The 26,178-nt window shown below is 72.1% G+C and carries 23 protein-coding genes; 12 read left to right on the top strand and 11 right to left on the bottom strand.

What is annotated here, in order from left to right; all coding sequences use genetic code 11:
* Window positions 1–2: 2 nt before the first annotated feature.
* From HNQ01_RS03470 to HNQ01_RS03460, 3 genes are read left to right on the top strand one after another with little or no spacing between them, the layout of a single operon-like run.
* Complete coding sequence (locus tag HNQ01_RS03470) at window positions 3–722, top strand: tetratricopeptide repeat protein (RefSeq protein WP_434801480.1); 720 nt, start codon at window positions 3–5, stop codon at window positions 720–722.
* The gene (locus HNQ01_RS03465) at window positions 719–1,054 is read left to right on the top strand and encodes a 4Fe-4S dicluster domain-containing protein (protein ID WP_173803925.1); all 336 of its coding nucleotides are present in this window, start codon (window positions 719–721) and stop codon (window positions 1,052–1,054) included. Before HNQ01_RS03470 ends, HNQ01_RS03465 begins: the two co-directional genes overlap by 4 nt.
* Window positions 1,054–1,644: a nitroreductase family protein gene (locus HNQ01_RS03460; protein ID WP_173803924.1), complete on the top strand. Its 591-nt coding sequence runs from the start codon at window positions 1,054–1,056 to the stop codon at window positions 1,642–1,644. The genes HNQ01_RS03465 and HNQ01_RS03460 overlap by 1 nt, the downstream gene beginning before the upstream one ends.
* Window positions 1,645–1,771: 127 nt before the next feature.
* Here the strand turns inward: HNQ01_RS03460 and HNQ01_RS03455 are convergent, their stop codons facing one another.
* Both HNQ01_RS03455 and HNQ01_RS03450 read right to left on the bottom strand, forming a co-directional pair.
* Window positions 1,772–2,908 (bottom strand): ParB/RepB/Spo0J family partition protein, encoded by a 1,137-nt coding sequence (locus tag HNQ01_RS03455; RefSeq protein WP_173803923.1) that lies wholly within the window; start codon window positions 2,906–2,908, stop codon window positions 1,772–1,774.
* 4 nt (window positions 2,909–2,912) lie between these two features.
* On the bottom strand, window positions 2,913–4,130 hold the full coding sequence (locus HNQ01_RS03450; protein WP_217427385.1) for a ParA family protein: 1,218 nt from the start codon (window positions 4,128–4,130) through the stop codon (window positions 2,913–2,915).
* A 696-nt stretch (window positions 4,131–4,826) separates the two neighbouring features.
* Between HNQ01_RS03450 and HNQ01_RS03445 the strand changes: the two genes are divergently transcribed.
* Window positions 4,827–6,200, top strand: a complete 1,374-nt coding sequence (locus tag HNQ01_RS03445; RefSeq protein ID WP_173803922.1) for a replication initiation protein — start codon at window positions 4,827–4,829, stop codon at window positions 6,198–6,200.
* A 9-nt stretch (window positions 6,201–6,209) separates the two neighbouring features.
* Here HNQ01_RS03445 and HNQ01_RS03440 read toward each other — a convergent pair whose 3' ends face one another.
* Complete coding sequence (locus HNQ01_RS03440) at window positions 6,210–7,160, bottom strand: sugar-binding transcriptional regulator (protein ID WP_173804085.1); 951 nt, start codon at window positions 7,158–7,160, stop codon at window positions 6,210–6,212.
* A gap of 353 nt (window positions 7,161–7,513) precedes the next feature.
* Here HNQ01_RS03440 and tkt point away from each other — a divergent pair, with 353 nt between their 5' ends.
* A complete protein-coding gene (gene tkt / locus HNQ01_RS22660) occupies window positions 7,514–10,609 on the top strand; it encodes a transketolase (RefSeq protein ID WP_217427384.1) in 3,096 nt (1,031 codons plus the stop codon).
* A gap of 12 nt (window positions 10,610–10,621) precedes the next feature.
* On the opposite strand, the gene HNQ01_RS03420 is transcribed toward tkt, so the two are convergent.
* Entirely contained in the window at window positions 10,622–11,338 is a 717-nt protein-coding gene (locus HNQ01_RS03420; RefSeq protein ID WP_173803920.1) for a response regulator, read from the bottom strand.
* Between the two features lie 13 nt (window positions 11,339–11,351).
* Complete coding sequence (baeS, locus tag HNQ01_RS03415) at window positions 11,352–12,764, bottom strand: sensor histidine kinase efflux regulator BaeS (protein WP_173803919.1); 1,413 nt, start codon at window positions 12,762–12,764, stop codon at window positions 11,352–11,354.
* Between the two features lie 150 nt (window positions 12,765–12,914).
* Here baeS and HNQ01_RS03410 point away from each other — a divergent pair, with 150 nt between their 5' ends.
* A complete protein-coding gene (locus tag HNQ01_RS03410) occupies window positions 12,915–14,264 on the top strand; it encodes a ferredoxin reductase family protein (protein ID WP_173803918.1) in 1,350 nt (449 codons plus the stop codon).
* A 19-nt stretch (window positions 14,265–14,283) separates the two neighbouring features.
* Here HNQ01_RS03410 and HNQ01_RS03405 read toward each other — a convergent pair whose 3' ends face one another.
* On the bottom strand, window positions 14,284–14,913 hold the full coding sequence (locus tag HNQ01_RS03405; RefSeq protein ID WP_173803917.1) for a LysE family translocator: 630 nt from the start codon (window positions 14,911–14,913) through the stop codon (window positions 14,284–14,286).
* A gap of 505 nt (window positions 14,914–15,418) precedes the next feature.
* Here HNQ01_RS03405 and hppD point away from each other — a divergent pair.
* Window positions 15,419–16,483 (top strand): 4-hydroxyphenylpyruvate dioxygenase, encoded by a 1,065-nt coding sequence (gene hppD / locus HNQ01_RS03400; RefSeq protein WP_286180453.1) that lies wholly within the window; start codon window positions 15,419–15,421, stop codon window positions 16,481–16,483.
* A gap of 24 nt (window positions 16,484–16,507) precedes the next feature.
* Here hppD and HNQ01_RS03395 read toward each other — a convergent pair whose 3' ends face one another.
* Together HNQ01_RS03395 and HNQ01_RS03390 are read right to left on the bottom strand one after the other, a co-directional pair.
* Window positions 16,508–18,406 carry a bifunctional metallophosphatase/5'-nucleotidase gene (locus HNQ01_RS03395; RefSeq protein WP_286180434.1) on the bottom strand — a complete coding sequence of 633 codons (1,899 nt, stop codon included), beginning with the start codon at window positions 18,404–18,406 and terminating at the stop codon, window positions 16,508–16,510.
* A gap of 35 nt (window positions 18,407–18,441) precedes the next feature.
* Complete coding sequence (locus tag HNQ01_RS03390) at window positions 18,442–19,251, bottom strand: nickel/cobalt efflux transporter (RefSeq protein ID WP_173803915.1); 810 nt, start codon at window positions 19,249–19,251, stop codon at window positions 18,442–18,444.
* A 104-nt stretch (window positions 19,252–19,355) separates the two neighbouring features.
* Here HNQ01_RS03390 and HNQ01_RS03385 point away from each other — a divergent pair, with 104 nt between their 5' ends.
* Window positions 19,356–19,631, top strand: coding sequence for a metal/formaldehyde-sensitive transcriptional repressor (locus tag HNQ01_RS03385; protein WP_173803914.1), 276 nt, complete (start codon window positions 19,356–19,358; stop codon window positions 19,629–19,631).
* 3 nt (window positions 19,632–19,634) lie between these two features.
* Here HNQ01_RS03385 and HNQ01_RS03380 read toward each other — a convergent pair whose 3' ends face one another.
* Entirely contained in the window at window positions 19,635–21,611 is a 1,977-nt protein-coding gene (locus tag HNQ01_RS03380; RefSeq protein WP_173803913.1) for a phage integrase family protein, read from the bottom strand.
* Between the two features lie 96 nt (window positions 21,612–21,707).
* Here HNQ01_RS03380 and HNQ01_RS03375 point away from each other — a divergent pair, with 96 nt between their 5' ends.
* The 4 genes from HNQ01_RS03375 (at window position 21,708) to HNQ01_RS03360 (ending at window position 24,726) form a co-directional block, all read left to right on the top strand.
* A complete protein-coding gene (locus HNQ01_RS03375) occupies window positions 21,708–21,929 on the top strand; it encodes a hypothetical protein (protein WP_217427383.1) in 222 nt (73 codons plus the stop codon).
* Between the two features lie 47 nt (window positions 21,930–21,976).
* Window positions 21,977–22,963 (top strand): DUF6976 family protein, encoded by a 987-nt coding sequence (locus HNQ01_RS03370; protein ID WP_173803912.1) that lies wholly within the window; start codon window positions 21,977–21,979, stop codon window positions 22,961–22,963.
* Between the two features lie 141 nt (window positions 22,964–23,104).
* Complete coding sequence (locus tag HNQ01_RS03365; RefSeq protein WP_217427397.1) at window positions 23,105–24,280, top strand: iron-containing alcohol dehydrogenase; 1,176 nt, start codon at window positions 23,105–23,107, stop codon at window positions 24,278–24,280.
* On the top strand, window positions 24,277–24,726 hold the full coding sequence (locus tag HNQ01_RS03360; RefSeq protein WP_173803910.1) for an acyl-CoA thioesterase: 450 nt from the start codon (window positions 24,277–24,279) through the stop codon (window positions 24,724–24,726). The genes HNQ01_RS03365 and HNQ01_RS03360 overlap by 4 nt, the downstream gene beginning before the upstream one ends.
* 34 nt (window positions 24,727–24,760) lie before the next feature.
* On the opposite strand, the gene HNQ01_RS03355 is transcribed toward HNQ01_RS03360, so the two are convergent.
* Both HNQ01_RS03355 and HNQ01_RS03350 read right to left on the bottom strand, forming a co-directional pair.
* Window positions 24,761–25,540, bottom strand: coding sequence for an amino acid ABC transporter ATP-binding protein (locus HNQ01_RS03355; RefSeq protein WP_353621628.1), 780 nt, complete (start codon window positions 25,538–25,540; stop codon window positions 24,761–24,763).
* Entirely contained in the window at window positions 25,527–26,177 is a 651-nt protein-coding gene (locus HNQ01_RS03350) for an amino acid ABC transporter permease (protein WP_173803909.1), read from the bottom strand. Before HNQ01_RS03350 ends, HNQ01_RS03355 begins: the two co-directional genes overlap by 14 nt.
* Window position 26,178: the final 1 nt, after the last annotated feature.

Here is a 26,178-nt window from a genome sequence, read left to right as displayed (position 1 = left end):
CGATGCTGCTGCCCGACTGGCTGCTGCCCTTCCTGGGCGTGGCGACCGTGCTGGCTGCGCTGTTCGGCGCCAGCCTGGTGGCGGCCGGCGGCCACGATCACCCGCAGGCGCCGCGCCGCCGCGCCTGGCAGGCGCTGGCACCCGGCCTGGGTGCACCGCTGGCCCTGCTTGCGCTCTATGTCGCGCTCGGCCACCCGGTGGCGCTCGATCCGGCCCGGCGTGCGCCCGACAGCGCCGATGCGGTCGAGTCGATGGTCGAGCGCCTGGCCGCGCGGCTCGAGCGCGATGGCGGCGACATCGACGGCTGGCTGATGCTGGCGCGCTCGCTGAAGGTCACCGGCCGCCACCGCGAGGCCGCCGCGGCCTACGAGAAGGCCGCGACACGCGCGGTGCAGGATCCGGAGCTGCTGGCCGACTGGATCGAGGCCCGCATCCTCGCCGACGACCACCACTTCGATGCCCGCTCGCGCGAGCTGCTGGCGCAGGCGATGGCCCTGGCGCCGGAGCATCCGGCCGTGCTGATGATGCGGGTGCTGGCCGCGCTCGACCGGGGCGACGCGACCGCGGCCCGCCAGGGCCTGAAGCGGCTGTCGGCGCAGTACGCACCCGGCAGCGCCGATCGCCAGGCGCTCGACGAGGCCCTGCGCCGGCTCGATGCCGGCGAGGATCCGCGCACCGCGCCGCGCGGCACCCGCGCCCCCCAGGAGACCGAGATCCGATGAATTCCGAGCACCCCGACACCCGGCGCGGTTTCCTGCGCCGCCTGGCCGATCCGGGCCGGCGCCGGCCCGAGCCGCCCGGCCCCCCGACCACCCCGCTGCGGCTGCACATCGGTGCGGCCTGCCTGATGCGCCACCGCGTCGAATGCCGCCTGTGCGCCGAGGCCTGCGACACTCGGGCGGTGCGCGTCGTGCCGGCTGTCGGCGGCGTCGCGCAGCTGCGCCTGGACCCGTCGGCCTGCACCGGCTGCGGCGACTGCGTGGCGCCCTGCCCGGTCGGTGCCGCCCTGCTCGGCCCGGTCGATCCCGACGATTCCGCGAAGCGACTGCCGTGATGGACGACGACGCCCTGCCCCTGATCGAGATCTGCGACGAGCTGATCCGCACCCGCCAGCACATCGGCCCGAAGCATCTGGCGGAGCCCGGCCCGGACGACGCGACGCTGGATGCGCTGTTCTGCGCCGCCGCCGCCGCCCCCGACCATCACCAGCTGCGCCCCTGGCGCTTCCTGGTGCTGGGCGAGGCGGCGCGCCAGCGCCTGTCCGAGGTCTTCGTCGAGGCGCTGCGCCAGCGCGATCCGCAGGCGCTGCCCGATCAGCTCGAGGACGCGCGGGTCAAGGCCTTTCGCGGACCGGTGCTCATCCTGGCGATCGTCGACCTGCGCACCGACGACCCGGAGGTTCCCGCCTTCGAGCGGGTGTTCTCGCTGGGCTGCGCGGTGCAGAACCTGATGCTGGCGGCGCGCGCACGCGGTTTCGGCAGCGGCCTGTCGAGCGGCCGGGCGCTGCACACGGCGCTGATGCGCGAGACCTTCGGCCTGGTCGAGGGCGAGCAGGCGGTGTGCTTCATCAGCCTGGGCACGCCGCGGCGCAGCCGACCGGTGCGCCAGCGCCCGGCCGTGGCCGAGTTCGTGCAGCGCATCTGAACATGCTGCGCCGCAGCATGACTGTTCGACCCGGCCATCCCTCCCGATCGACCGTCCAGCTTCTACCCGGGTAGAAGCTGGACGGTGCACGGCCCGCGCACCACGGCAGGCAGGGGGTGGAACGGTTCTACCCCCCCCGCCCGCCCGCCCTAGTCGCCAGGAATTCGGCGATCAGCCGAGCCAGCGCATCGAGCGCATCGCTGTCCGGATCGAGCGTCTCGGGCTGCAGCGTCAGGTCGATGCGCCCCTGTGCATCGACGCCGATCGAGCCGACCTCGCGCCGTCCCAGATGGATCGCCCGACGGGCCGCGGGGGGGTGGAACGGTTCCACCCCCTGCCTGCGCCGTTCCACCGGGGCCGTGTCCACCAGGCGCTCGAAGACCTCGCGGGCGGACAGCTTCTGCGGCAGTGCCTGCAGGTCGAGCACCCGCTCGCGCATGCCGGCTGCATCGGCAGCCAGCGCGTCCGACAGCGGCTTGGCCCAGCGGAACTGCAGCGTCAGCGGCGAAGGAAAGGCCGCGACGATGAACTCCGGCAGCGCCGCCAGCGACAGGGCCTTGCCCAGCGCGCTCAGGTCGACGCCAATGGCCTCGGCCAGCTTGCGGTTCGACGGGAAGAGCCCGGAGTCCAGCGCGGAGCGGTACATCATGCCCTGCTCCCAGGCCGAGAGGTCCTTGCGCGCCCGGTTCTCGCGCTCCATCTCGACGAACAGCGCCTGGTCGTCGAGGTTGTCGATCATCGCCAGCACCGGCAGCCCCAGCTCCTGGCAGGCCCGCAGGCGCCGATGGCCGAAGACCACTTCGTAACGGACGGGCGAACTGTCCTCCTCGCCGCGCACCGGCCGCACCTTGATCGGCTGGACGTTGCCGCCGGCATCCTGGATCTCGTGGCGCAGCTTCAGGTAGTCCGCGTCCTGGAAGCTGCCCGGGTGGCGGTTCGCGAAGCGGCTCGGCCGCACCAGCGAGGCCTCGATCAGCCGTGCGGCCTTCGCGCCTTCCCACTGCTGCAGATCGTCGAGCGCCTCGTCGAGGCGGCTGCGCAGGACCTCCGCCTCCTGGGCACGCTCGCGCAGCGTCTCGTTCTCCTTCAGCAGCTCCGAGCGGGTGTCGTTCGCGAAGGCCATCAGCGCGCCCGGCGCCGTCTTCGGCCGCGGAGTGAAGACCGGCGGAGCGGGCGTGGCCGCGTCGGGGCTGGCCGGTGCGGTGCCGGGCAGGCGGCTGAAGTCCAGCCGGGAGGCCTTGTCGAGCAGCTTGCTGTTCTTCATCGCCTCACCCCTTCATCTGCTCGATCTGCGCCGCCCAGACCGCGACGATCTGCTGCTCGATGAGCTCGCACATGCGGTCGAAGGCGTCGCGTGCTCGCGCGAAGGTCTTCGCGCTGATCGCGCCGCGTGGCAGATCGTAGACGGTGCCGAACTCGGCCGAGGCCGTGGCCGCCACCGAGGTCTTGGGGATCTCGATCGGCAGCACCTTCTCGGTGTAGGCCTCCAGCACCCACTGGCGCACGACCGAGCTGGCCGCATCGGAGGACTCGACCCGCGACAGCAGCACGTCGATGAACTCGAAGGTCTTGTCCTGGCCTCGGCTGCGGATCAGCTGGTTGCACAGGTCGCTGAAGAGGTCCCAGAACTGCGCCGACGAGGCGAAGTCCAGCGCCGACGGCGGCAGCGGCATGATCACGCCGTCAGCCGCCATCAGCGCGTTGATCGTCACGTACGACAGGGCCGGCGGCGTGTCGATCAGGATGACGTCGTAGTCCATGCGCGCGCGGTCGAGTCCGCGATCCAGGCAGCGCCAGAACTCGAAGCCGGGGTCGCGGGTCTGGCGGGCCGGCAACGCGAACTCCGCGCCGAAGAGCAGCGGTGCGGCACACACCAGATCGATGCCGGGCCAGTAGCTCGGCCGGATCGCGTAGTTCAGGTCTTCCTGCTCGCCGGAGAACAGCAGCATCGCGGTGTGCTCATGATCGACTTCCGCGTCGGGCAGCACGCCGAACAGCGTCGTGGCCGAGCCCTGGGGGTCGAGGTCGACGACCAGTACCCGGTGTCCACGCATCGCCAGGCCCTGGGCCAGCGTCACGGTCGAGGTGGTCTTGGCCACGCCTCCCTTGAAGTTCGCCACCGTGATCGTGGTGCCCGCCGCATCGCTCGGGCGCATGCGCTCCTGCCGGAAGTCGCGCACCCACACCCGTGCATCCTCCATCGTCCATTCCCTGCGATTGCCGACCATCGTTCCGGAGGGCAGGTCGCCTCGCGTCAGACGGTAGGCGATGCGGTTCTTGTCGACACCGCAGAGCTCAGCCAGCTGCGCCGCGCTGACGGCAGGAGCCTGCTTGGCTGATGCAGGGGGCAGCATCGCCGCCCGGATCTGCTCCATCATCGCAGCGATGCGGGTGGCCTGGATTTCGATGTCGGCCAGCGATTGGCGCTTGATCGGTGCGCCGTGAATGCGCACCGCATCGGAAGGGGGTGAGATCTTGCTGTTCATCTGCGCTCTGCGATCGGTGTTGGCGAGTCTGCGATTGTCCGTGCAGCGATCAAAAAATCAATGACATGCTGATCGCAGCGCCTGTGCTGAGCTGCGTGCGTCACGACAGCATTCGCGGAGCGTGAAGAATCGCGCGCGCAGCAACGTTTCCTCCTTTCTTGACTCCAGGATCCTCCTTCGTGGATCTCTCCTGGACTGTTCCGGGAGATTTAGATGAATTAAATATCCTTGAATAGATTAAGCACCGGCCACATGAAAAAAATCCATTGATAATCAATGACTTGCATGATTATCCTGTCCTGGTCCGTCCAGCTTCTACCCGAAAGCGTCCGGCTTTTTCCCGACTCTGTCCGGTCTTTTCCCGCCTGATGTCCGGGTTCTTACCGCCCTGTCCGTCCAGGATGGCCTCGTTGGCTCGCGATCGCCCCGTGCCGGGTCCCACCATGATCTGCATCATGTGTCCGGGATCTACCCGGGCCCGCCTCGACGCCTGTCGAGGCGGGATGGAGAGCGAATGTCCGGGTTCTACCCGCCTTCCAGCCGGGCGGTCGCACGGTCTGGCATCGGTTCCATCGCCGATGCCTGTCCAGGAACTACCCGGCCTCTCGATCAGGAGCGCCGACACCGGGGGCTCTGTGCGGATTTGTGTCCACGGTGGCGTGGACATATCATGGCGACCCCCAGATGAGCTCCGCCATGAACTCGCTCGATCCTCGGGATCCGGTCGACGGCCCCGAACTTCGCAAGCCTCACGAGATGATCGTGATGATCCCGCGCTCGAAGCGGGTCACGCTGACCGGCCGTCGCCTGTACAACGCGATGCTGCAGGTGGCCCAGGCCCGGCTGGCGGCGATGGACGCGATGCCTCAGGCCGACTTCATGTTCGAGGCGCCGCTGCCGGCGCTGCTGCGCACCACCGGCTCCAGCGGCGAGGACCGCACCGCGGCCAAGCGCTATCTGCGCGAGATGCGTGGCCTGGAGGTCGACTGGGAGTCGACCGCGCCGGGCGACGGAGTGAAGTGGCGCGGCTTCTCGATGCTGTCGGAGGTGGCGATCGAGGTCCGGAACGGCGAGAACTGGGTGTCCTGGTCCTATCCCCCCTCGATCATGACGGTGCTGCGCGAGCCGCAGCGCTGGGCCTCGATCGATCTGGACGTGCTGGCGCGGCTGGGCACCTACACCGCTGTGGCGCTGTACGAGATCTGCGCACGCTACCGCGACAACCCGTCCGGGCTGACCAGCCGCAAGCCGGCGGCCTGGTGGTCGGATGCGCTCAATCAGGCGCCGGGCGGTGCCGACCGGCGCGAGTGGCGCAAGTTCAAGTCCGAGCGGGTGCGTCCGGCCATCGACGAGATCAACCGCGAGACCGATCTCGAGGTCGAGCTGATCGAGCACAAGCAGGGCAGGGCGGTGGTCGAGGTGCAGTTCGCGGTGCGCCGGCGACTGGCTGCAGCGCGGCCGGCGGCCGGGCTGGCCGCGCCGGTCGATGCCAACCTGGTGCTGCGCGCCGAGTCGCTGGGCATCCGCGAGATCAAGCTCGAGGGCCTGCTGACCGAGTTCGGCGACGACCGGGTGCGCGCCCAGCTCGACGTGCTCGAGCGCCGGGTGGCCAACAACCGGCTCGCGCCGCTGGACAACGCCTATTCCTATCTGCGCACGCTGCTGCGCAACGAGACCGTCGCGACGCCGACCGCACCCGCCGCGGACCCGCCGGTGGCGCGGGCGCCGGTCGAGGCGACGGTTCCGGCGGTTCACGAGCCGGCGGTGCATGCGCCGACCGCACGCGCCGAGCCCGATGCCGAGGCCCAGGCGCGCTGGCTCAACGCCCGCATCGCCGAGATCCGCCAGGAACTGATCGCGCTGGCGCCGGAGCAGCGCAAGGTCTGGGTCGACCGGGCGATCCAGGAACTGTCGGCCAAGGGCTCGCTGAGCGCGATCATCGTGCGCCGTGCCGCGCAGGGCGACGTTCTGCACGGGCTGCTGGGCTCGGTGGTGGTGCGGCTGTATGCCGCCGCCGTCCACGGCGAGCACTGGAACCAGCCGCCGCAGGCGATCGCGGCCGCGTCCTGATTCCGGGGGTCAGCGCCGGGTCGCGTCGTCCAGGTGCAGCACCGCCATCGCGTTGGTGGCGGTGGTGGCCAGCGTGTCGATGGTGCCGGTGCGCAGCGCGCCCAGGATCGCGGTGGTCTTGCTCGACTCGCCGGCGATGGCGATGACGTTGGGAATGCGCGTCAGGTCCCGGGTGCTCAGCCCGACCACCCGGCCCTGGATCGGTCCCATCGCCGAGCGGCCGTGGATGTCGATGAAGTCGTAGCCCATCACGTCGCCGACGATGCCCTGGCGCTTGGCTTCCGTGATCTCCTGGGCGCTGAACCAGCCCATGCGCACCATGTTGCTGTCCTCGCTCATGTCGCCGATGCCCACCAGCGCGATGTCGGCACGGCGCGCCTTGTCCAGCGTCTGGCGCACGGTGTCGTTCTCCAGAAGCGCGGCGCGCAGCGTGATGTCGTCGACCATCGCCGGCGCGTAGAGCGTCTCGCTCTCGCCGCCGAAGCGCGCGGCCAGCCGGCGGCAGATGTGGTCGGGGTTCATGGTCTCGCCGCCGCGGTAGCTGCCGCCGATGGCGCAGACGAAGGTCGCCGCCCGGCGCGTGGCCGGCATGGCGTGCTCGCTGACCGCGCTGACATTGCGGCCCATGCCGACCGCCACGATCGCGCCGTCGCTGAGGTTGCGGTCCAGCCAGGTGGCCACCAGCGCGGCCAGCAGCGCGCGCTGCTTCTCGGCATCGGCATGGTCGACCGACAGCAGCGCGCGGCTGATGCCGAAGCGGCGCACCAGCTCGCGCTCGAGGTCGACCGTGAGCGAAGGGTGATGCTGCACCCGGATCTCGACGATGCCGAGATCCTGCGCCTTCTTCAGCATGCGCCCGACGGTGGCGCGGCTGATGCCGAAGCGGCGCGAGAGCTCCTCCTGCGTCTGGCCGTCGACGTAGTAGAGCGTGGCGATGCGGGTCAGCTCCTCGGTGCTCATCGAGGTCGAAGAGGACGCGGCGGAGGGCGAAGGGCCGGGGGCCGGGGACGGACTGGGGACGCGGGTGCTCATGGCCGCCATTGTGCGGCTGCGTCACCATGCGCCTCGCTCACGGCATGATCTTTTGATCATCAATAAATTTTTTGATCAGTTCATGGAATGGATTTTTTGGCGATTCTTGTGCGAATTTCGAGGAATTCATGTGAGATTGGTGAGCGTTAAAGCCTGTAGCGCGGTTTGACTGAGGTGGTGTGGTGCTCATGTTTTGATCTTTTGATCATTGTGCATTACATTCGCTCGAACCTGTTCAAGGTTCAAGGTTCAAGTTCACGCCTTCTGCCGGATTCCCGACCATGACCTCTCCCTCCCGCCGAACCCTGGCCCACGCGCTGCGCGCGCTGGCGATGGACGCCGTCCAGCAGGCCGGCTCCGGCCACCCCGGCATGCCGATGGGCATGGCCGACATCGCCGAGTCGCTCTGGCGCCATCACCTGAAGCACGACCCGGCCACGCCCGACTGGGCCGACCGCGACCGCTTCGTGCTCTCGAACGGCCACGGCTCGATGCTGCTCTACGGGCTGCTGCACCTGAGCGGCTACGACCTCTCGATCGACGACCTGAAGAGCTTCCGCCAGCTGCACAGCCGCACGCCGGGCCACCCGGAGCTGGGCTACGCGCCGGGCGTCGAGACCACCACCGGCCCGCTGGGTCAGGGCATCGCCAACGCGGTCGGCATGGCGCTGGCCGAGCAGCTGCTGGCGGCCGAATTCAACCGCCCCGGCCACGCGGTCGTCGACCACCGCACCTGGGCCTTCCTGGGCGACGGCTGCCTGATGGAAGGCGTCAGCCACGAGGCCTGCGCGCTGGCCGGCACCTGGGGCCTGGGCAAGCTGACCGCCTTCTGGGACGACAACGGCATCTCGATCGACGGCCACGTCGAGGGTTGGTTCAGCGAGGACATCCCCGGCCGTTTCGAGGCCTACGGCTGGCATGTGGTGCGCGGCGTCGACGGCCATGACAGCGCCGCGCTCGATGCGGCCATCGCCGCCGCCAAGGCCGAGACCGCCCGCCCGACGCTGATCTGCTGCCGCACCACGATCGGCTTCGGCTCGCCGAACAAGGCCGGCACGCACGACAGCCACGGCGCGCCGCTGGGCGCAGCCGAGATCGCCGCCACCAAGGCGGCACTCGGCTGGGCGCACGGCCCCTTCGAGATCCCCGACGACGTGCGCGCTGGCTGGGACGCCCGCGAACAGGGCCAGGCCGCCTGCAGCGACTGGCAGCGTCGCTTCGACGCCTACGCGGCCGCCCACCCGGCGCTGGCCGTCGAGCTGGAGCGCCGTCTGGCCGGCCGGCTGCCGGAAGGCTTCGCGGCCCTGGCCGAGCGCGCCGTGCAGGAGGCCGACACGCGCGCCGCCACCGTCGCCAGCCGCAAGGCCAGCCAGGAGTCGATTGCCGCCTTCGCGCCCGCGCTGCCCGAGCTGCTCGGCGGCTCGGCCGACCTGACCGGCTCCAACCTGACCAACTGGCCCGGCTGCGTGTCGGTGACGCCGGAGCGCCTGCGCGCCGGCCAGGGCGGCAACTACCTGCACTACGGCGTGCGCGAGTTCGGCATGGCCGCGGTGATGAACGGCGTGTCGCTGCACGGGGGCTTCCGCGCCTTCGGCGGCACCTTCCTGATGTTCAGCGAGTACGCCCGCAACGCGCTGCGCATGGCCGCGCTGATGAAGCAGCCGGTCATCCAGGTCTTCACGCACGACTCGATCGGCCTGGGCGAGGACGGCCCGACCCACCAGCCGGTCGAGCAGACCGCCACGCTGCGCCTGATCCCGAACATGGACGTCTGGCGCCCCTGCGACGCCGTCGAGACGCGCGCCGCCTGGGCCGCCGCACTGCAGTCGACGGCGCACCCGACCTGCCTGATCCTGAGCCGCCAGAACCTGGCGCACCAGCCGCGCGACGCCGCGCAGCTTGCGGCTGTCCAGCGCGGCGGCTACGTGCTGCTGCCGGCCGAGGGCGAAGCCCAGGGCCTGCGCCCGCAGCTCGTGCTGGTCGCCACCGGCAGCGAGGTGCAGCTGGCCGTGCAGGCACGCGAGCAGCTCGCCGCGCGCGGCGTGCGCGCCCGCGTCGTCTCGCTGCCGTCGCTGTTCGCCTTCAAGGCGCAGGACGCCGCCTGGCGCGAAGCGGTGCTGCCGGCCGGCGTGCCGCGCGTGGCGGTCGAGGCCGGCGCCACCTCGGGCTGGCGCGAGATCGTCGGCCTGGACGGCGCGGTGATCGGCCTGGACACCTTTGGCGAATCGGCGCCGGCCCCGGCGCTCTTCAAGCACTTCGGCATCACCGCCGAGGCCGTCACGGCGGCCGGTCTGCGCGTGCTCGGCCTGGACAGCCCGCTGAAGGCGGTCGCGCGCCACGGCCAGCAGGTCTGGCTCGACCAGCTCTCGCGCACACTGGTGGCCAGCGGCGCGCTGCAGCGCTGGATCGACGAGCACGGCATCGCCGGCGTCACCAGCAACCCGGCGATCTTCGCGCAGGCCTTCGCCTCGGACGCGGCCTACGCGCCGGCGCTGGCGCAGCTGCGCGCCGAGGAGCCCGACCCGGAGCGCCGCTTCGAGCGCCTGGCCGTGGCCGACGTGCAGGCCGCCTGCGACGTGCTGCGCCCGCTGCACGAGCGCACCGAGGGCGACGCCGGCTTCGTCAGCTTCGAGGTCTCGCCGCGGCTGTCGCGCGACGGCGCCGGCACGCTGGCGGCCGCACGCCGCCTGTGGGCCGAGATCGGCCGCCCGAACGCGATGATCAAGATCCCGGCCACGCCGGAATGCCTGGATGCGATCGCCGACGCGATCGCCGACGGCATCAACATCAACGTCACGCTGATCTTCTCGCCGCGCCAGCTGCTGCAGGTCTTCGAGGCCTGCGAGCTGGGCCTGCGCCGCCGCCAGGAGCGCGGCCTGCCGGTGGACCGGGTGCGCTCGGTGGCCAGCCTCTTCGTCAGCCGGGTCGACACGCGGGTCGACAGCCTGCTGCCGGCCGGATCCGAGGCGCTGCGCGGCGAGGTCGGCATCGCCAACGCCCGCAACGCCTATGCGCTGTGGCTGGACCGCTTCGGCGGCAGCGAGTTCGCCGGGCTGCGCGCGGCCGGCGCCCGTCCGCCGTCCTGCCTGTGGGCCAGCACCGGCGTGAAGAACCCGGCCTGGCGCGACACCCGCTACGTCGAGGCGCTGATCGGCCCCGACACCGTCGACACCGTGCCCGACGCGACGATGGCCGCCTTCGCCGACCACGGCCAGGCCGCGCGCACGCTCGACGCCGCGCTGACCGAGGCTCGCGCCACCCTGGCCGCCGCCGCCCGCTGCGGCATCGACCTCGACGGGCTGGGCGAGCAGCTGCAGGCCGAAGGCCTGGTGCAGTTCGAGCAGGCCTTCGAGCGGCTGATGGCCGCGGTGGGCTGAGCGATCCGCGCCTCAGCCGCCGGCCAGCCAGCCGGGCGGCGGCTCGAAGCGGTAGCCCACGCCGTAGATCGAGCGGATCGGCTCGGCGCCGGGGCAGGCCTGCTCGAGCTTGCGGCGCAGGTTCTTGACGTGGCTGTCGACGGTGCGGTCGCTGAGCGCGCGCTGGTCGTCGTGCAGCCGGTCGAGCAGCTGGTCGCGCGAGAACACCCGCCCGGGCGCGGCGGCCAGCGCCGCCAGCAGCCGCAGCTCCACCGGCGTCAGGTCCAGCGCCTGGCCGTCGAAGCGCGCCCGGTGGCTGTCGATGTCGATCTGCAGCCGCGCGGCACCCGCCTCTGCGGCCGGCGCCTGCGGCGGCGTCGCGCGCCAGCGCCGCAGCACGGTGCGCACCCGCGCCACCACCTCGCGCGGGCTGAAGGGCTTGCAGATGTAGTCGTCGGCGCCGCTCTCCAGCCCGATCAGCCGGTCGACCTCCTCGACCCGCGCGGTCAGCATGATGACCGGCGTGTCGCCGTGCGCGCGCAGCTCGCGGCACACCGCCAGGCCGTCCTGGCCGGGCAGCATCAGGTCCAGCAGCACGAGCGCCGGTGCGCGCTCGCGCACCGCCGGCATCACGTCCAGGCCGTTGTCGACGATGCGCGTGTCGTAGCCGGCCGCCTTCAGGTAGTCGGCCACCAGCCGCGACAGCCGGGGTTCGTCCTCGACGACGAGAATGAGATCGGGGCAGGACATCCCCGCGATTGGATCACCGGGGCTGCTTCGCCGCCAGGGGCAGCGTCACGCGGATGCGCAGTCCGCCCAGCGGCGAGGCCTCGGCCTGGATCTGCCCGCCGTGGGCCTCGACGATGCTGCGGCCGATGGCCAGGCCCAGGCCGGAGCCGCCGCTGGCCCGGCCCCGCGAGGATTCGACGCGGAAGAAGCGCTCGAACAGGCGCGGCAGCAGCTCGGCCGGCACGCCCGGCGCGGTGTCCTCGACCGTGATCACGCCCGGGCCCTGGGGCGTCGTGGCGGCCAGGTTCACGCGGATGCGCCCGCCCGCGTCGGTGTAGCGCACCGCGTTGGCCAGCAGGTTGTGCAGCAGCTGGCGCAGCCGGTCGGCGTCGCCCTGCATCGTCAGCGCCCGCTCGGGCAGCGCGGTCTCCAGCGTCAGGCCCTGCTCGGCGCTGGCGCCGGCGAAGGCGGCGCACTCGCGCTGCAGCAGCGCCGTCAGGTCCAGGTCCTCGCGGCGGTAGCGCAGCGTGCCGACGTCGGCCATCGCCAGCTCGTGCAGGTCGTCGACCAGCTTGGCCAGCGTCGCGACCTCGCCGTGCAGCAGCGCCAGGCCCTCGGGGCCGAGCGGGTGGATGCCGTCCTGCATCGCCTCGATCTCGCCGCGCAGCACCGCCAGGGGCGTGCGCAGCTCGTGCGAGATGTCGGCCATGTACTCGCGGCGCATGCGCTCGTTGCGCTCGAGCGTCAGCGCCAGGTGGTTGAAGTCCTGGGCGAGCTGGCCGACCTCGTCCCGGCTGCGCACCTCGACGCGGGTGTCGTGGTGGCCGGCGGCCAGCCGGTGGGTGGCCCGTGCCACCGCGCGCACCGGCGCCAGCAGCGCGCGTGCCACCCACCAGGCCACCAGCGCGGCCAGCAGCAGGGCCAGCACGCCGGCGGCCAGCGTCGCGCGCAGCTGGTCGGACTGGAAGCGCACCGAAGCGGCGTCGGTCACCGACTGGATCGGGGCCAGCACGATCCAGCCCACCGTCGCGCCGTCGACCACCAGCTCGCGCTCGGCCGAGTCGGCCAGGATGGTGGGGAAGCCGATGACATGCTGCCGCTGCGCGTCCAGCAGCGTCATGCGTCGGCCCATGCCGAGCAGGTGGGGCGACATCGTGTCGGGGTCGAGGTCGGGCGGCGCGCCGTCGCCCCGGCCGGGATCGCCCTCGACGATGCGGAACCACGAGCCGGGGTGGCGCCGGATGAAGTCCCAGCCGCCGTGCTCGGCATGCGCCTGCTGCAGCCGCGGCACGATCGTCTCCATCCGGCTGGCCGCCTGGTGGTTCAGGAAGCCGATGAAGCCGCGGTTGAAGCTGTGCCGGGCCGCGCCGCCCATCAGCACCGCCACCAGCACCGCGGTGGCCAGGACGGCGAGGAAGAGCTGGACGGTGATGCCGGGACGTCTCATGGCGCGCATTGACGCACCGCGCCCGCCCGAAGGCAAGCGCGCCCGCTGTCCAGGCGGGCGGGCCGGGGCCTTCCAAATTTCCTGCACATTCGCGGCGCAATCTGGCGCCCTTCCTTCGGAGCGGGCCTGCCGGAACAGGCCTGGACATTCATGCAGACCGATCGCATCCGACGCTTTCTCGCCTTTCTTCTCGTGGCCCTCAGCCTGGGCTGGCTGCTGGCCGAGCCGCATCCGCTGCCGCAGCCGCTGACCTGGTTCTCCTTCCGCGCGGTGTTCGTGCAGTACAGCGGCGTGCTGGCCATCGGCGCGATGAGCGTGGCCATGCTGCTCGCGCTGCGCCCGCGCCGCGTCGAGCCGCACCTCGACGGGCTGGACAAGATGTACCGCCTGCACAAGTGGCTGGGCATCACCGCGCTGAGCACCTCGGTGCTGCACTGGTGGTTCGCCAAGGGCACGAAGTGGATGGTGGGCTGGGGCTGGCTGGAGCGCCCGGTGCGCGGTCCGCGCCCGGCCGGCGAGCAGCGCGCCTACCTCGAGGCGCTGCTGGGCAGCCAGCGCGGCCTGGCCGAGACGGTGGGCGAGTGGGTGTTCTACGCCGCCGCCATCCTGATGATCCTGGCGCTGGTCAAGCGCTTCCCCTATCACCTGTTCGCCAGGACCCACAAGTGGCTGGCCGCGGCCTACCTGGCGCTGGTCTTCCACTCGGTGGTGCTGGTGAAGTTCGCCTACTGGGGCCAGCCGGTGGGCTGGCTGCTGGCGGTGCTGATGGCCGGCGGCTCGGTCGCGGGCGTCCTGGTGCTGGCGGGCCGCGTCGGGGCCAGGCGCAAGGTGCGCGGCACCGTGGTCGAGACGCAGCGCTATCCCGGCGTCGACTCGCTGGAGACGGTGATCGAGCTGTCGCCGGGCTGGAGCGGCCACGCCGCGGGCCAGTTCGCCTTCGTCACCGTGGACCCGAAGGAAGGCGCCCACCCCTACACCATCGCCAGCGCCTGGGATCCGAAGACGCCCCGCCTGAGCTTCGTCACCAAGGCGCTGGGCGACCACACCCGCGCGCTGCCCGATCTGCTGCGCCCGGGCCTGGAGGTCACGGTCGAGGGCCCCTACGGCCGCTTCGACTTCGAGGACGGCCGCGAGCGCCAGATCTGGGTGGGCGCGGGCATCGGCATCACGCCCTTCATCGCGCGCATGCAGCAGCTGGCCCGCCAGGGTCGGGCGCCGGCACGCGTCGATCTCTTCCATGCCACCGCACAGCGTGACGAGGCGGCGCTGGCGCGGCTGCGTGCCGATGCCGACGCCGCCGGCGTCCGCCTGCATGTGCTGGTCGATGCCGAGGACGGCCTGCTCGACGGCGAGCGCATCCGCCGCCTGGTGCCCGACTGGGCGCAGGCCAGCCTGTGGTTCTGCGGCCCCGGCGGCTTCGGCCGCGCGCTGCACGCCGACTTCGTGGCGCAGGGCCTGCCCCGGCGCGCCTTCCACCAGGAACTGTTCCAGATGCGCTGAGCTTCCTGCGTCAGCCGCTTCAGCGGCCGGCGATGATGCGCAGGCCCAGCGCGACGAACACGGTGCCGGCGATGCGGTCGAGCCAGACGCCGGCGCGAGGTCGTCGGTTCAGCCAGCCGCCGATGGTGCCGGCAAACCAGGCCAGCAGGCTGAACAGCAGCGCGGCCTGCAGCGTGAACACCCCGCCCAGCAGGCCGAGCTGAAGCTGCACGCTGCCCTGTCCCGGCACGACGAACTGCGGCAGGAAGGACAGGAAGAACAGCACCACCTTCGGGTTGATCGCGTTGGCGAGCAGTCCCTTGAGGAAGAGCGTTCGGGGCGACTCTGCCGGGGCGGATGCGCCCTGCACCGGCGCGGAAGCGCCCGCATGGCGCAGCGCATTCACGCCCAGCCAGACCAGATAGGCGCCGCCCACCAGCTTCAGCGCGGTGAAGGCCACCGGCGAGGCGGCCACCAGCGCGCTGACACCCAGCACCGCCAGCACGGTGTGGCTCAGACAGCCCAGCGCGCAGCCCAGGCCGAAGGCGATGCCCTGGCGCCGTCCCCGCGACATGCCCATGCCGAGCACCATCAGGTTGTCCGGGCCCGGCGAGGCGGTGATCAGGATCGCGGCCAGCGTGAAGGCGAGGAGCTGGGGGAGGGTGAGCATGGCCGGATGATAGAGGCACTCTTCGGCGGATCGGCCCGTGATGGCGTTCACGCTCGCCGCCAACGCCGCAAGACGCGATCAACCACGGCACCGGATCCGGTTGCAGCGTGCGTGCCGTCACCCGCTGCGCGAGGCGATGGCTTCGGGTTGACCTCCCTGGTGCCGGCCCGCGCTTGCGGCTAGAGTCGCAGGCATGAGCAACACCGGCTTCCAGCTCGTCATCGGCGACCACCTCGCCCGCAGCGTGCGCGGCGTGCCGTGCTCGCCGCCCTTCAGCGCCTGACTGGCCGGCCTCGCCCGGCGGCGCGCCTTCTGCCCGCGCCCCTGTCGCACATTCCCCCGTTCCGGATCGTGTCGTGACCGACGCGGCCCGCCTTTCCTGTCCGGCGGCCGCGCGGGCGTGCACGTCCTCTGCTGCCTGAAGGAGCCTGACATGGCTGCCCCGATCACCGCTTCCGCCGTTTCCGCACCCGCATCGGCATCCGCTTCCGCCGAGGCCAACCCGATGGGCCTGATGGGCTTCGAGTTCGTCGAGTTCGCCGCGCCGCTGGCCGGCGTGCTCGAGCCGCTGTTCGAGCGGATGGGCTTCTCGCTCGTCGCCCGACATCGCTCGAAGGACGTCGTCCTCTACCGCCAGGGCGAGATCAACTTCATCGTCAACCGCGAGCCGCGCAGCCTGGCGGCCTACTTCGCCGCCGAGCACGGGCCCAGCGCCTGCGGCCTGGCCTTCCGGGTGAAGGACGCGCACCGCGCCTACGCCCGCGCGCTGGCCCTGGGCGCGCAGCCGGTGGAGATCCCGACCGGCCCGATGGAGCTGCGCCTGCCCGCCATCAAGGGCATCGGCGGCGCGCCGCTCTACCTGATCGACCGCTTCGAGGACGGCAAGTCCATCTACGACATCGACTTCGAGTTCCTGCCCGAGTTCGAGGACGCCGCGCACCGCCGCCCCGTCGGCCACGGCCTGCGCCTGATCGACCACCTGACGCACAACGTCTACCGCGGCCGCATGGCCTACTGGGCGCATTTCTACGAGCACCTGTTCGGCTTCCGCGAGCTGCGCTACTTCGACATCCAGGGCACGCACACCGGCCTGGCCTCGAAGGCGATGACCGCGCCCGACGGCCTGATCCGCATCCCGCTCAACGAGGAGGCGCGCCAGGGCGGCGGCCAGATCGAGGAGTTCCTGATGCAGTTCAACGGCGAGGGCATCCAGCACGTCGCGCTGCTGAGCGACGACCTGATGGCCACCGTCGACGCGCTGCAGATGGCTGGCGTGCCGCTGATGAGCGCGCCCAATGACGTGTACTACGAGATGCTCGACGAGCGCCTGCCCGGCCACGGCCTGCCGGCGGGCGAGCTGCAGGCGCGCGGCATCCTGCTCGACGGCTCGACCGAGGGCGGCGAGCCGCGGCTGCTGCTGCAGATCTTCAGCCAGCCGCTGCTGGGCCCGGTGTTCTTCGAGTTCATCGAGCGACGCGCCGACCAGGGCTTCGGCGAGGGCAACTTCAAGGCGCTGTTCGAGTCGCTCGAGCGCGACCAGATGCGCCGCGGCACGCTGGCGGGCGCGTGAGCGGCGCGACGGCTGCCGGGGCCGTCAGTCGAGCGTGCGGCCGTCGGCGGTGACGACCCGCTGGTGCGACACCGCCTCGGGCGCGGGCCGCTGCAGCCGGCCGAGCGCTGCCAGGTGGTCGGCGAAGGTCTGCGTGTAGAGCAGGTAGGTGTCGGTCGAGCGGCCCTGGGCGCGCAGCCGCCCCAGCGTCAGGTAGCCGTCCTTGCCGGCGGCGAGGTAGTCGCTGCTGACCAGCACCAGGCGACGCGCCGGATCGAGCGGCTGCCAGCGGCCGCTGGCGCGGTCGCGGATCTCGACCTGCGAGAAGCGCCGGCCGCGCGGGCGGCTCATGTCGAGCTGCCAGCGCAGGCCGGCGGCGTAGGGGTGGGCGCCGTCGGACTGGCGTGCGTCGAGGTGGTTGGCCACCGCGTCCTCGAGCGTCTCGATCAGCTCGGCGCCGCTCAGCTCGGTCTCGACCAGCGTGTTGGCATAGGGCAGCACGGTGAACGCGGTGTCCATCGTCACCGGGCCGGCCGCCACCGGCGTGCGCACGCCGCCGGCGTTCTGCAGCGCCACGTCGGCGCGCCGGCTCGCGGCGAGAAAGGCCTCGGCGACGACCTGGGCGATGTCGCTGCCGCGGGCCAGCCGGCCGGCCTGCTCGCAGCCGGCGATGCCGCCCGAGCGCGGCGTGGCCTCGCCGGGCACCCGCACCAGGCACAGCGGCTCGGCCGCCTGGCCGATCACCCGCGCCTTCTGCGCGACGATGCGCTCGCGGTAGCCGGCCAGCCGCCGCTCGGCCTCGGCATCGGGCGCGACGATGCGCACGCGCGGATCGTCGGCCAGCGTGCGCCGCAGCGCCGCCTGCGCGGCCGCGTCGAGCGGCACCTTCCGTCCGGCGGCGTCCGGCCGCGCGAAGGTCTCGCCGATGACCAGCGCCGCCTGGCCGGCGCAGCGGCTCACCGCGCCGCGTGCGTCGAAATGAAGCTCCATCCGCGCGAAGACCTTGCCGTATTCCCAGGCCTGGCCGATGCAGACCGGGTCGCCGTCGAGGTTGCGTGCCACCTGGGGATAGGCGCCAGCCGAGTCCAGGCCGAACTCGGCGAAGTCGCCCAGCAGCGTGTGCGAGTCGCCGCCGATGATCGCGTCGACCTCGGGCAGCGCCGCGGCCAGGCGCCGGTCGGCCTCCAGGCCCTGGTGGGTCAGCAGCACGATGTGGCGGATGCCCTGCGCGCGCAGCGCGTCGACCGCGGCGCGCGCGCTGGCGAGCTCGTCGAGAAAGCGCGTCGTCGGCAGCGGGCGCGAGGAGTCGCGCGTCTTGCCGGCGATGTCGATGCCGACCAGGCCGACGCGCAGGCCGCCGACCTCGCGCACCGTCCAGGGCTTCATCAGCGGCGCGCGGCCCTCGGGCGCCAGCGGCGTGCCGGGCGCCGGCGCGATGTTGGCGGCCAGCACCTCGGTCGGCCGTGCGCAGTCGCCCGGCGCCTGCAGCCGCGCGATGAAGCCGGCCAGCACCGCGTCGCCGTCGTCGAACTCGTGGTTGCCGGGCACGAAGGCGTCGAAGCAGACGGTGTTCATCAGCCGCGCGTCGGCCTCGCCGCGGAACAGCGTGTGGTGCAGCGTGCCGGTCATCGCGTCGCCGGCGTGCAGCTGCAGCAGCGCCGGCGTGGCGGCGCGCTGCGCGGCGAAGAGCGCCGTCAGCCGCGCGAAGCCGCCGAGCTCGACCTGCGTGGGCAGTCCGCCGAGCCGCAGCTCCGCGCCGGGCTGCGGCTCGAGGTGCGAGTGGTGGTCGTTGACATGCGCGATGGTCAGCATCGTCGTCGCGCCGCCGGCCGGCTCCGCCGGGGCGGGGGCACGCGTGGCGCAGGCGCCCAGCAGCAGGGCCAGCATCGGCAGCAGGGCGCGCGCGCAGCGGCGCCGGTCGGTCGGAAAGGGCATCGTCGTCATGCCCGCGATTGTCGTGCGCTGCGCGCTCCGGCCGCTCAGCCCGCGCTCAGGTGCGTCAGCCCCTGCACGATCATCACGCCGCCGGCCAGCGCCATCAGCGCGCTCGACAGCCAGGGCGCGCGGCGCGCCAGTGTCTCCAGGCGGCCGCCGAAATGCCGGTGCGCATGCCGCGTGCCCCAGGCCGCCAGCACGCCGACGCCCACCAGCGCGATCGCCAGCCCCAGACTGAACGAGGCGACCATCGCCGCGCCGAGCGTGAACTGGCGCAGGTTCAGGCAGATCATCAGCACCGTGACCGAGGCCGGGCAGGGCATCAGCCCGCCGGTCAGGCCGAACAGCGCGATCTGCCCGGTCGTCGCCCGACCGCTGGCGAAGCGCCGGCGGATGTCCTCGGCATGCGCGCGCTCGTGCGCGTCCTGCGCTTCATGATGGTCGTGGTCGTGGTCGTGGTCGTGGTCGTGGTCGTGGTCGTGGTCGTGGTCGTGGTCGTGGTCATGGCCATGGGCGGGCCGGGTGCGCCACGCCATCCACGCGGCGATCGCCACGACGATCGTGCCGGAGCCGAGCAGGAGCCACGGCTCGGCCTGTTCGGCGATCAGCGCGCTGCCGAAGTGCAGCCCGATCGCCGCCAGCAGCCACACCACCAGCGAGTGCGACAGCGCCGCGCACAGCCCGAGCAGCACCGCCTGCGCGACGGTGCCGCGCACCGCGACGATGAAGGCGGCCATCATCGTCTTCGAGTGCCCCGGCTCCAGGCCATGCAGTGCGCCCAGCAGCACCGCGGTCGGCAGGAAGAGCCACAGATCGGTCGATCCCTGCTGGATCAGTTCGGCAAGAGAAGGCATGGCAAGGACCGCTCGAGAGCAGGCGGGCAGAAGGATGTCGATGGAATATACTGTACCCCAGTACCCTAACGATGACCGAAAAACCGACGAGGAGCGTCGCGCCGATGTCGCACACCCAGAAGGATCAGGACAAGCTGCTGGCGCGCGTGCGTCGCATCCGCGGCCAGGCCGACGCGCTGGAGCGCGCGCTCCTGGCGAAGGACGAATGCGCGGTCGTGCTGCAGCAGATCGCGGCCATCCGCGGCGCGGTCAACGGCCTGATGGCCGAGGTGCTCGAGGGGCACCTGCGCGAGCACCTCGGCGCCGAGGCGGACGATCCGCAGCGCCGCCAGGCCGATCTCGACCCGGTGATCGCGGTGCTGCGCTCCTACCTGAAGTGATCTTCAGCCCTGGTCCCAGACCTTCTTCATCGCCCGCAGCCGCTGCCGCTGCTCGGTGGTGACATAGACGGTGGTGGTGGCCAGCGAGGCGTGGCCGAGGTTCTGCTGCGCGATCTCGATCGGCAGGCCGCGCGCGATGGTGTGGCTGGCGTGGCTGTGGCGCAGCCAGTGGGTGCTGGCACGCTCCAGGCGCAGCGCGCTGCGCTCGTCGCCCTGGGCGCGCCAGACCGCCGCGGTGCGGAGGAAATGCGCCTTGAGCTGGTCATAGAGCGTCGAGCCGGCGATGCCGCCGCGCGCGTCCGACGCCGCGTGCTCGCTGCGCTCGGCCAGATGCGCCGCCAGCCCCGGCGCCCGTTCGGCCAGATCGGTCGCGCGGCCGAGCAGGAAGACCTCGCGCTGCGCCGGATCCTGCAGGTCGCCCGGCAGCCCGCGCGAGACCAGGTAGGCGGAGAGCTGGCGCACCACGTCGTCGGGCACCGGCACCTGGCGCACCCGCCGGCCCTTGCCGACCACGCGCAGCATCCAGCCCTGCTCGGGCAGGCCGTCGTCGCCCTCGGGCGGAAACTCCACCCATTCCAGATCGCCGGCACGCGCCGCAACGATCTCCGACAGTCGCAGTCCGGTCGCATAGAGCAGCCGCAGCGCCACCCGCAGCCGGTGCGAGGCCGAGCCGGGCGGCAGCTGATCGAGCTCGGCATCCAGCCGGCGCCACTGCGCCGGCGACAGGCTGCGCGCGGTCTGGATGCGCGGCGCGATCGAGCGCGGCACGCTCACCGCGCTCCACGGGTTGCCCATCAGGTAGTTCTGGTCGACCAGGAAGCCGTAGAGGTTCTTCAGCACCGTCAGCGCATAGCGCTGCGCCGAGGGCGACAGCGGCCCCTCGAAGGGCCGCCAGGCCGGCGACCAGCGCTCGCGGCTGCGCGGCGCGCACCAGCGCGAGGCCGGCTGCGGATCGGCCAGGAAGTCGCGGTAGGCCACGCAGTCCTCCTGCGTCATCGACGACAGCGCCCGGCCGCGCTGCACGATCGCCCACAGCACGAAGCGCTCGGCCTCCTTGCGGTAGGCGCGCTGGGTGTGCGAGCCCGGCGTCTTCGAGGCGATCCAGGCCTGCACCGCGGCCAGATCGTCCCCGGCGGCCAGCAGGCACTGCGCCTGCGGCCGGCGGAAGCGCCCGTCGCGGCCGTCCAGCCCGGCGGGCACGATCAGCCGCTCGATCGGCACGACCGCGGTGGCCGCGGCCACCAGCTCGCCGCGTGTCGACGGATTCAGCGCGCGCCGGGGCAGCGCGGCGCGTTCGTCCAGGCGCAGGCCGGGGCTGTCGCCATGCTCGTGCAGCCAGTCGACCAGGCGCGCGGCCTTGACCGGTCCGACCGCGCGCACCCCGCGCCACCAGCCCGGCCCGAGCGCGTTGATGCGCTCGGCCAGCTGGCCCAGCAGCAGCAGGCCGGCGGCCTCCAGGTGCCCGGCCAGCGCCGGCGCGAACCAGGCGCGCACCGCGTCGGCCGCCTGCGGCACCTGCGCGCCCTGCAGCTCCAGCCAGCGCAGCGCATCGAGCTGGCGCCGCACCAGGCGCTGGCGGCGCTGCAGGCGCCGGCTGGCGTGCCCGTGCGCGGCCTCGAAGGCGGCGATCTGCACCGCCTCGGGCTCGTCCTCCAGCCCCTGCGCCTCGGCGAATGCCGCCAGCGAAGGCAGCGCCGGATCGGGCGTGCCCAGCGTCTGCACGTCGAGCTGCAGCAGCCGCGCGAGCTGGAAGCGGTCGGTCTGCAGCGCGATGCGCACCAGCGCCTCGCGGATCCAGCGGATGGTCGAGCGCACCACCCGCGCGTCGCCTGCCTCGCCCTCGATGGCCAGGTAGCGGCACCAGCTCTCGCCATGATCCAGCCCCTGGACCACAGCGCGCATGAAGGCGAAATGGCCCAGGTGCAGGCGCCGGGGCGACAGCGGGCGGGCAGGGGAGACAGGGGCAGGCGACAGGTTCATGCCCGGATTGTCGACAAAACCGGGAACGCTGCAGGCTCAAGTCACGACACCACCTGTCGATACCCTGCGGGCCATCCACTCCAACGAAGACGCATCATGGCCATTCCCGTTCCCCCGCCGTCCCACCCCTGCTGGCAGCGCATGGCCAGCGGCGGCATGAGCCGTCTGAAGACCACTCACCTGGGCACGCAGATGCTGGCCAAGCGTCTGGAGCGCAGCACCGATCCGCTGCCGGCCAAGGCCTCCGAGATCCATGCCTTCTTCGCCAAGTGGGAGCGGGTGCTGGCGGCCGAGCTGGCTCAGGTCACGACGATCTGACGCCCGGCCACGCTGCACCGAATCGCATCTCACCGAGGAATTTCGCGATGAACGAACTGATTTCCGTCACCGCCGCCGCCGAGCTGATCCGCCGCGGCACGGCCCTGAGCATCGCCGGCACCGCCGGCGCGCTGCGCGCGCTGCCGGCCGGCAACTGGATCGGCGGCACGATTCCCTACTTCATGGTCTCCGGCGGCGGCGTGGTCGTCGGCGACGACCGCGTCTTCGTCACCGACCTGTCCAAGGTGGGCGCCGAGGTCCGCATCGCCTGCTACGGCCCCGACGAGCTGTCCCGCATCACCGCCGAGGCCTTCGACAACGGCTTCTCGCTGACCATCATCCCGGCCGGCGGCCAGGCCCACGGCCGCTTCGCCCGCGAGGCCACCGACTCGGCCGACGCCTTCCTGAAGCCGACGGTCGGCTGGATCTCCGGCATCCACCTCGACGACATGGGCCGCGCGCGCGCGCTGGTCTTCGACGGCCGCAGCGGCCGCGAGGTCGAGGACGGCGCGGTCGTCGCCCACATCCGCCTGCCCGACGACAAGCTCGCCTCGGTCGAGATCGTCAACATCTTCGAGCAGGACGACGGCGACGTGCTGCGCTTCGACCAGGTCGGCTTCGAGGCGACCGAGTGCACCGTCAACGGCGAGCGCGTCAATCTGGCGAAGTACCTGGAAAAGCGCGGCGCCACCGACGGCCGCCTGCCGCTGGTGGGCGACTATGCGGGCGCCTGCATCAACGTCTCCTTCCAGTCGATCGACGTCGACAAGGGCCAGGTGGCGTTCTACGCCCCGGTCTTCACCGGCATCGACTACCGCCTGGCCCGCCCGGTCGGCGACTACACGGCCGAGTTCCGCCGCCGTCTGGCCGAGTACGACGCCACCGGCGCGGTGTTCTCGTGCAACTGCATCCTGAACTTCCTGTTCGGCGAGCTCGAAGGCAAGGCGATCGGCGGCGTCGAGGGCCCGGTGACCTTCGGCGAGATCGCCTACCAGCTGCTGAACCAGACCATGGTGGTGGTGCGGGTGCAGTGAGGCCCGCCCGGGTCCGGGGGCGGCTTCGCCTCCGGATCTACCCGCGGCCTGTCGCGCAGGTGACGGCCGCGCCCTGCCGGCTCCGAACAATCGGCCCTCGTCGCACATGACCAGGGAGAGATGCCGATGTCCGCCGAGCCGCTGCCCGCCTTCGTGTTCCAGACGGTGCGCCGCATCGAGAGTGCGCCCGGGCTGGCCCGTCGCCTGGGCGAACTGGTCCGCAGCCTCGATGCCCCGGGGCGCAGCGCGCTGATCGTCACCGATGCCTTTCTCGCGTCCAGCGGCCTGATCGCGCCGGCCCGCGCCTCGCTGGAGGCGGCCGGCTGGCAGGTGGCCGTCTTCGACGCGGTCACGCCCGATCCGTCCGAGGCGGTGGTCGAGGCGGCCCGCCAGGCCGCGCTGGCGCATGGCGCCGGGCTGGTCATCGGCTTCGGCGGCGGCAGCAGCATGGATGTGGCCAAGCTGGTGGCCTGCCTGGCGCGGCCCGAGGCGCCGGCGCTGGCCGAGCTCTACGGCATCGACACCCGCGGGGTCGCGCGCCTGCCGCTGGTGCAGGTGCCGACCACCGCCGGCACCGGCTCCGAAGTCACCCGCATCGCCATCGTCACCACCGGTGCCGACACCAAGGCCGGCGTGGTCAACCGTGCGCTGCTGGCCGATCTGGTGCTGCTCGACGCCGAGCTCACCGTCGGGCTGCCGCCGGCGGTCACCGCCGCGACCGGCATCGACGCGATGGTGCACGCGATCGAGGCCTTCACCAGTCGGCTGCGCGCCAATCCGCTCTCCGACCTGCTGGCCGTCGACGCGCTGCGCCGGCTCGACCGGTACCTGATGGCGGCCATCGCCGACGGCTGCGACCTGGCCGCGCGCGAGCAGATGCTGCTCGGCGCGATGCTGGCCGGCATGGCCTTCGAGAACGCGCCGGTCGCGGCGGTGCATGCGCTGGCCTATCCGCTGGGCGGGCAGTTCCATCTGCCGCACGGGCTGAGCAACGCGCTGGTGCTGACGCCGGTGCTGCGCTTCAACCGGCCGGCAGCGCAGGCGCGCTACGCCGCGCTGGCCGCGCAGCTGCTGCCCGAGGCGAGCGCCCGCCTGGACGAGGCGCAGCGCTGCGAGGCCTTCATCGCGCATGTGGCGCAGCGGGTGGCCGACTGCGCGGCCTGCGGCCTGGCGCAGCGGCTGCGCGACTGCGGCATCCCGCGCGACGCGCTGCCCGGGCTGGCCGCCGCCGCGATGCAGCAGCAGCGCCTGCTGCAGAACAACCCGCGTCCGCTGTCCGAGGCCGACGCCCTGGCGATCTACGAGGAGGCCTGGTGAGCACGCTGCCCCCGACGACCCGCGCCGACTATCCGCATGTCGGCAGCGTCAGCACCCGCTGGAACGACAACGACCGCTACGGCCATGTCAACAACGCCGTCTACTACCAGTACTTCGACAGCGTCATCAACGAGGTGCTGATCCACCAGGGCGGCCTGGACATCCACCGCGGCGAGGTGGTCGGCTTCATCGTGCGCTCGGAGTGCGACTTTCTCGCGCCGGTCGCCTATCCCGGCCTGCTGGAGGTCGGGGTGGTGGTGCGCCGGCTCGGCCGCTCCTCGGTCACCTACGAGACCGCGCTGCTGCGCCCGGGCGAGGACCGGCCGGCCGCGATCGGCCGCATGGTCCATGTCTTCGTCGACACCGCGACCGGCAGACCGACCGACATTCCTGCGTCGATCCGCGCAGTGCTGGAGCGGCTGCTGCGGCCACAGCCTGGGGGCTGAGCCGGGGCCGCCGGCACGGCTCCGGTCTGTTCCGTCAGTGCAGCGCGGCGAGGAACTGGCGCAGCTCCGGCGTCTGCGGCGCCCCGAAGATCTGCTCGGGCGGGCCGACCTCATGGATGCGGCCGGCGTGCATGAACACCACCCGGTCGCTGACCTTGCGCGCGAAGCCCATCTCGTGCGTGACCATCATCAGCGTCATGCCCTCGGCCGCCAGCGACTCCACCACCCGCAGCACCTCGCCGACCAGCTCCGGGTCGAGCGCCGAGGTGATCTCGTCGCACAGCAGCACGCCCGGGTCCATCGCCAGCGCGCGCGCGATCGCCACCCGCTGCTGCTGACCGCCGGAGAGCTGGTCCGGCCAGGCATCGAACTTCTCGGCCAGGCCGACCCGCTCGAGCAGCCGGCGCGCGACCGCCTCGCCGTCGCGGCCCGGGCGGCGGTGCACCAGCGACGGCGCCAGCATCACGTTGCGCCCGACCGACAGGTGCGGGAACAGGTTGAAGCCCTGGAAGATCATGCCGACCCGCTGGCGCAGCGCGCGCATCGCTGCCGCGTCGCCGTGGCGCAGCGGCCGGCCGTCGACCGACAGCGCGCCGTCCTCGAAGGTCTCCAGGCCGTTGACGCAGCGCAGCAGCGTGCTCTTGCCCGAGCCGCTGCGGCCGATGATGGTCACCACCTCGCCGCGGCCGACCTCCAGGTCGATGCCCTTGAGCACCTCGTTGACGCCGAAGCGCTTGCGCAGGCCCTGCACGCGCACGACCGGATCACTCACCGGATCGGCCGACGGGCCGGACAGATTCTCAGACGCGTTCACGACGCAGTCTCCTCTCGAGATGCAGGCTCCAGGCCGACACCGGCCAGCAGAGCAGGAAGTACATCAGCGCGACGCAGCCATAGACGGCCAGCGGCTGGAAGGTGGCGTTGACGATCATCGTGCCGGCGCGGGTCAGCTCGACGAAGCCGATCACCGAGGCCAGCGCGGTGCCCTTGATGACCTGCACCAGGAAGCCGACCGTCGGCGCCACCGCGATGCGCAGCGCCTGCGGGCCGATCACATGGCGCATCGTCTCGCCGAAGGACAGCGCCAGGCTGCCGGCGGCTTCCCACTGGCCTCGCGGCACCGCCTCGACGCTGCCGCGCCAGATCTCGCACAGGAAGGCCGAGGCGTAGAGCGTCAGCGCCAGGGCCGCCGCCGCCCAGGCCGGCACGTCCAGCCCCAGCAGCGCCAGGCCGAAGTAGGCGAGAAAGAGCTGCATCAGCAGCGGCGTGCCCTGGAACAGGCGCACATGCAGCGCCACCAGCGGCGCCAGGCGCGGTCGCGCCAGCCGCAGCAGCAGCAGGCCCAGGCCCAGCAGCCCGCCGCCGACGAAGGCCGCCAGCGACAGCAGCACCGTCCAGCGCGCCGCCAGCATCAGGTTGCGCAGGATGTCCCACAAGGTGAAGTCGACCATG

Source organism: Sphaerotilus uruguayifluvii, from assembly GCF_013294065.1.
In the GTDB taxonomy this organism is placed as follows: Bacteria; Pseudomonadota; Gammaproteobacteria; order Burkholderiales; family Burkholderiaceae_C; genus Sphaerotilus; species Sphaerotilus uruguayifluvii.
This window is presented reverse-complemented; position numbering and strand designations above follow the sequence as displayed.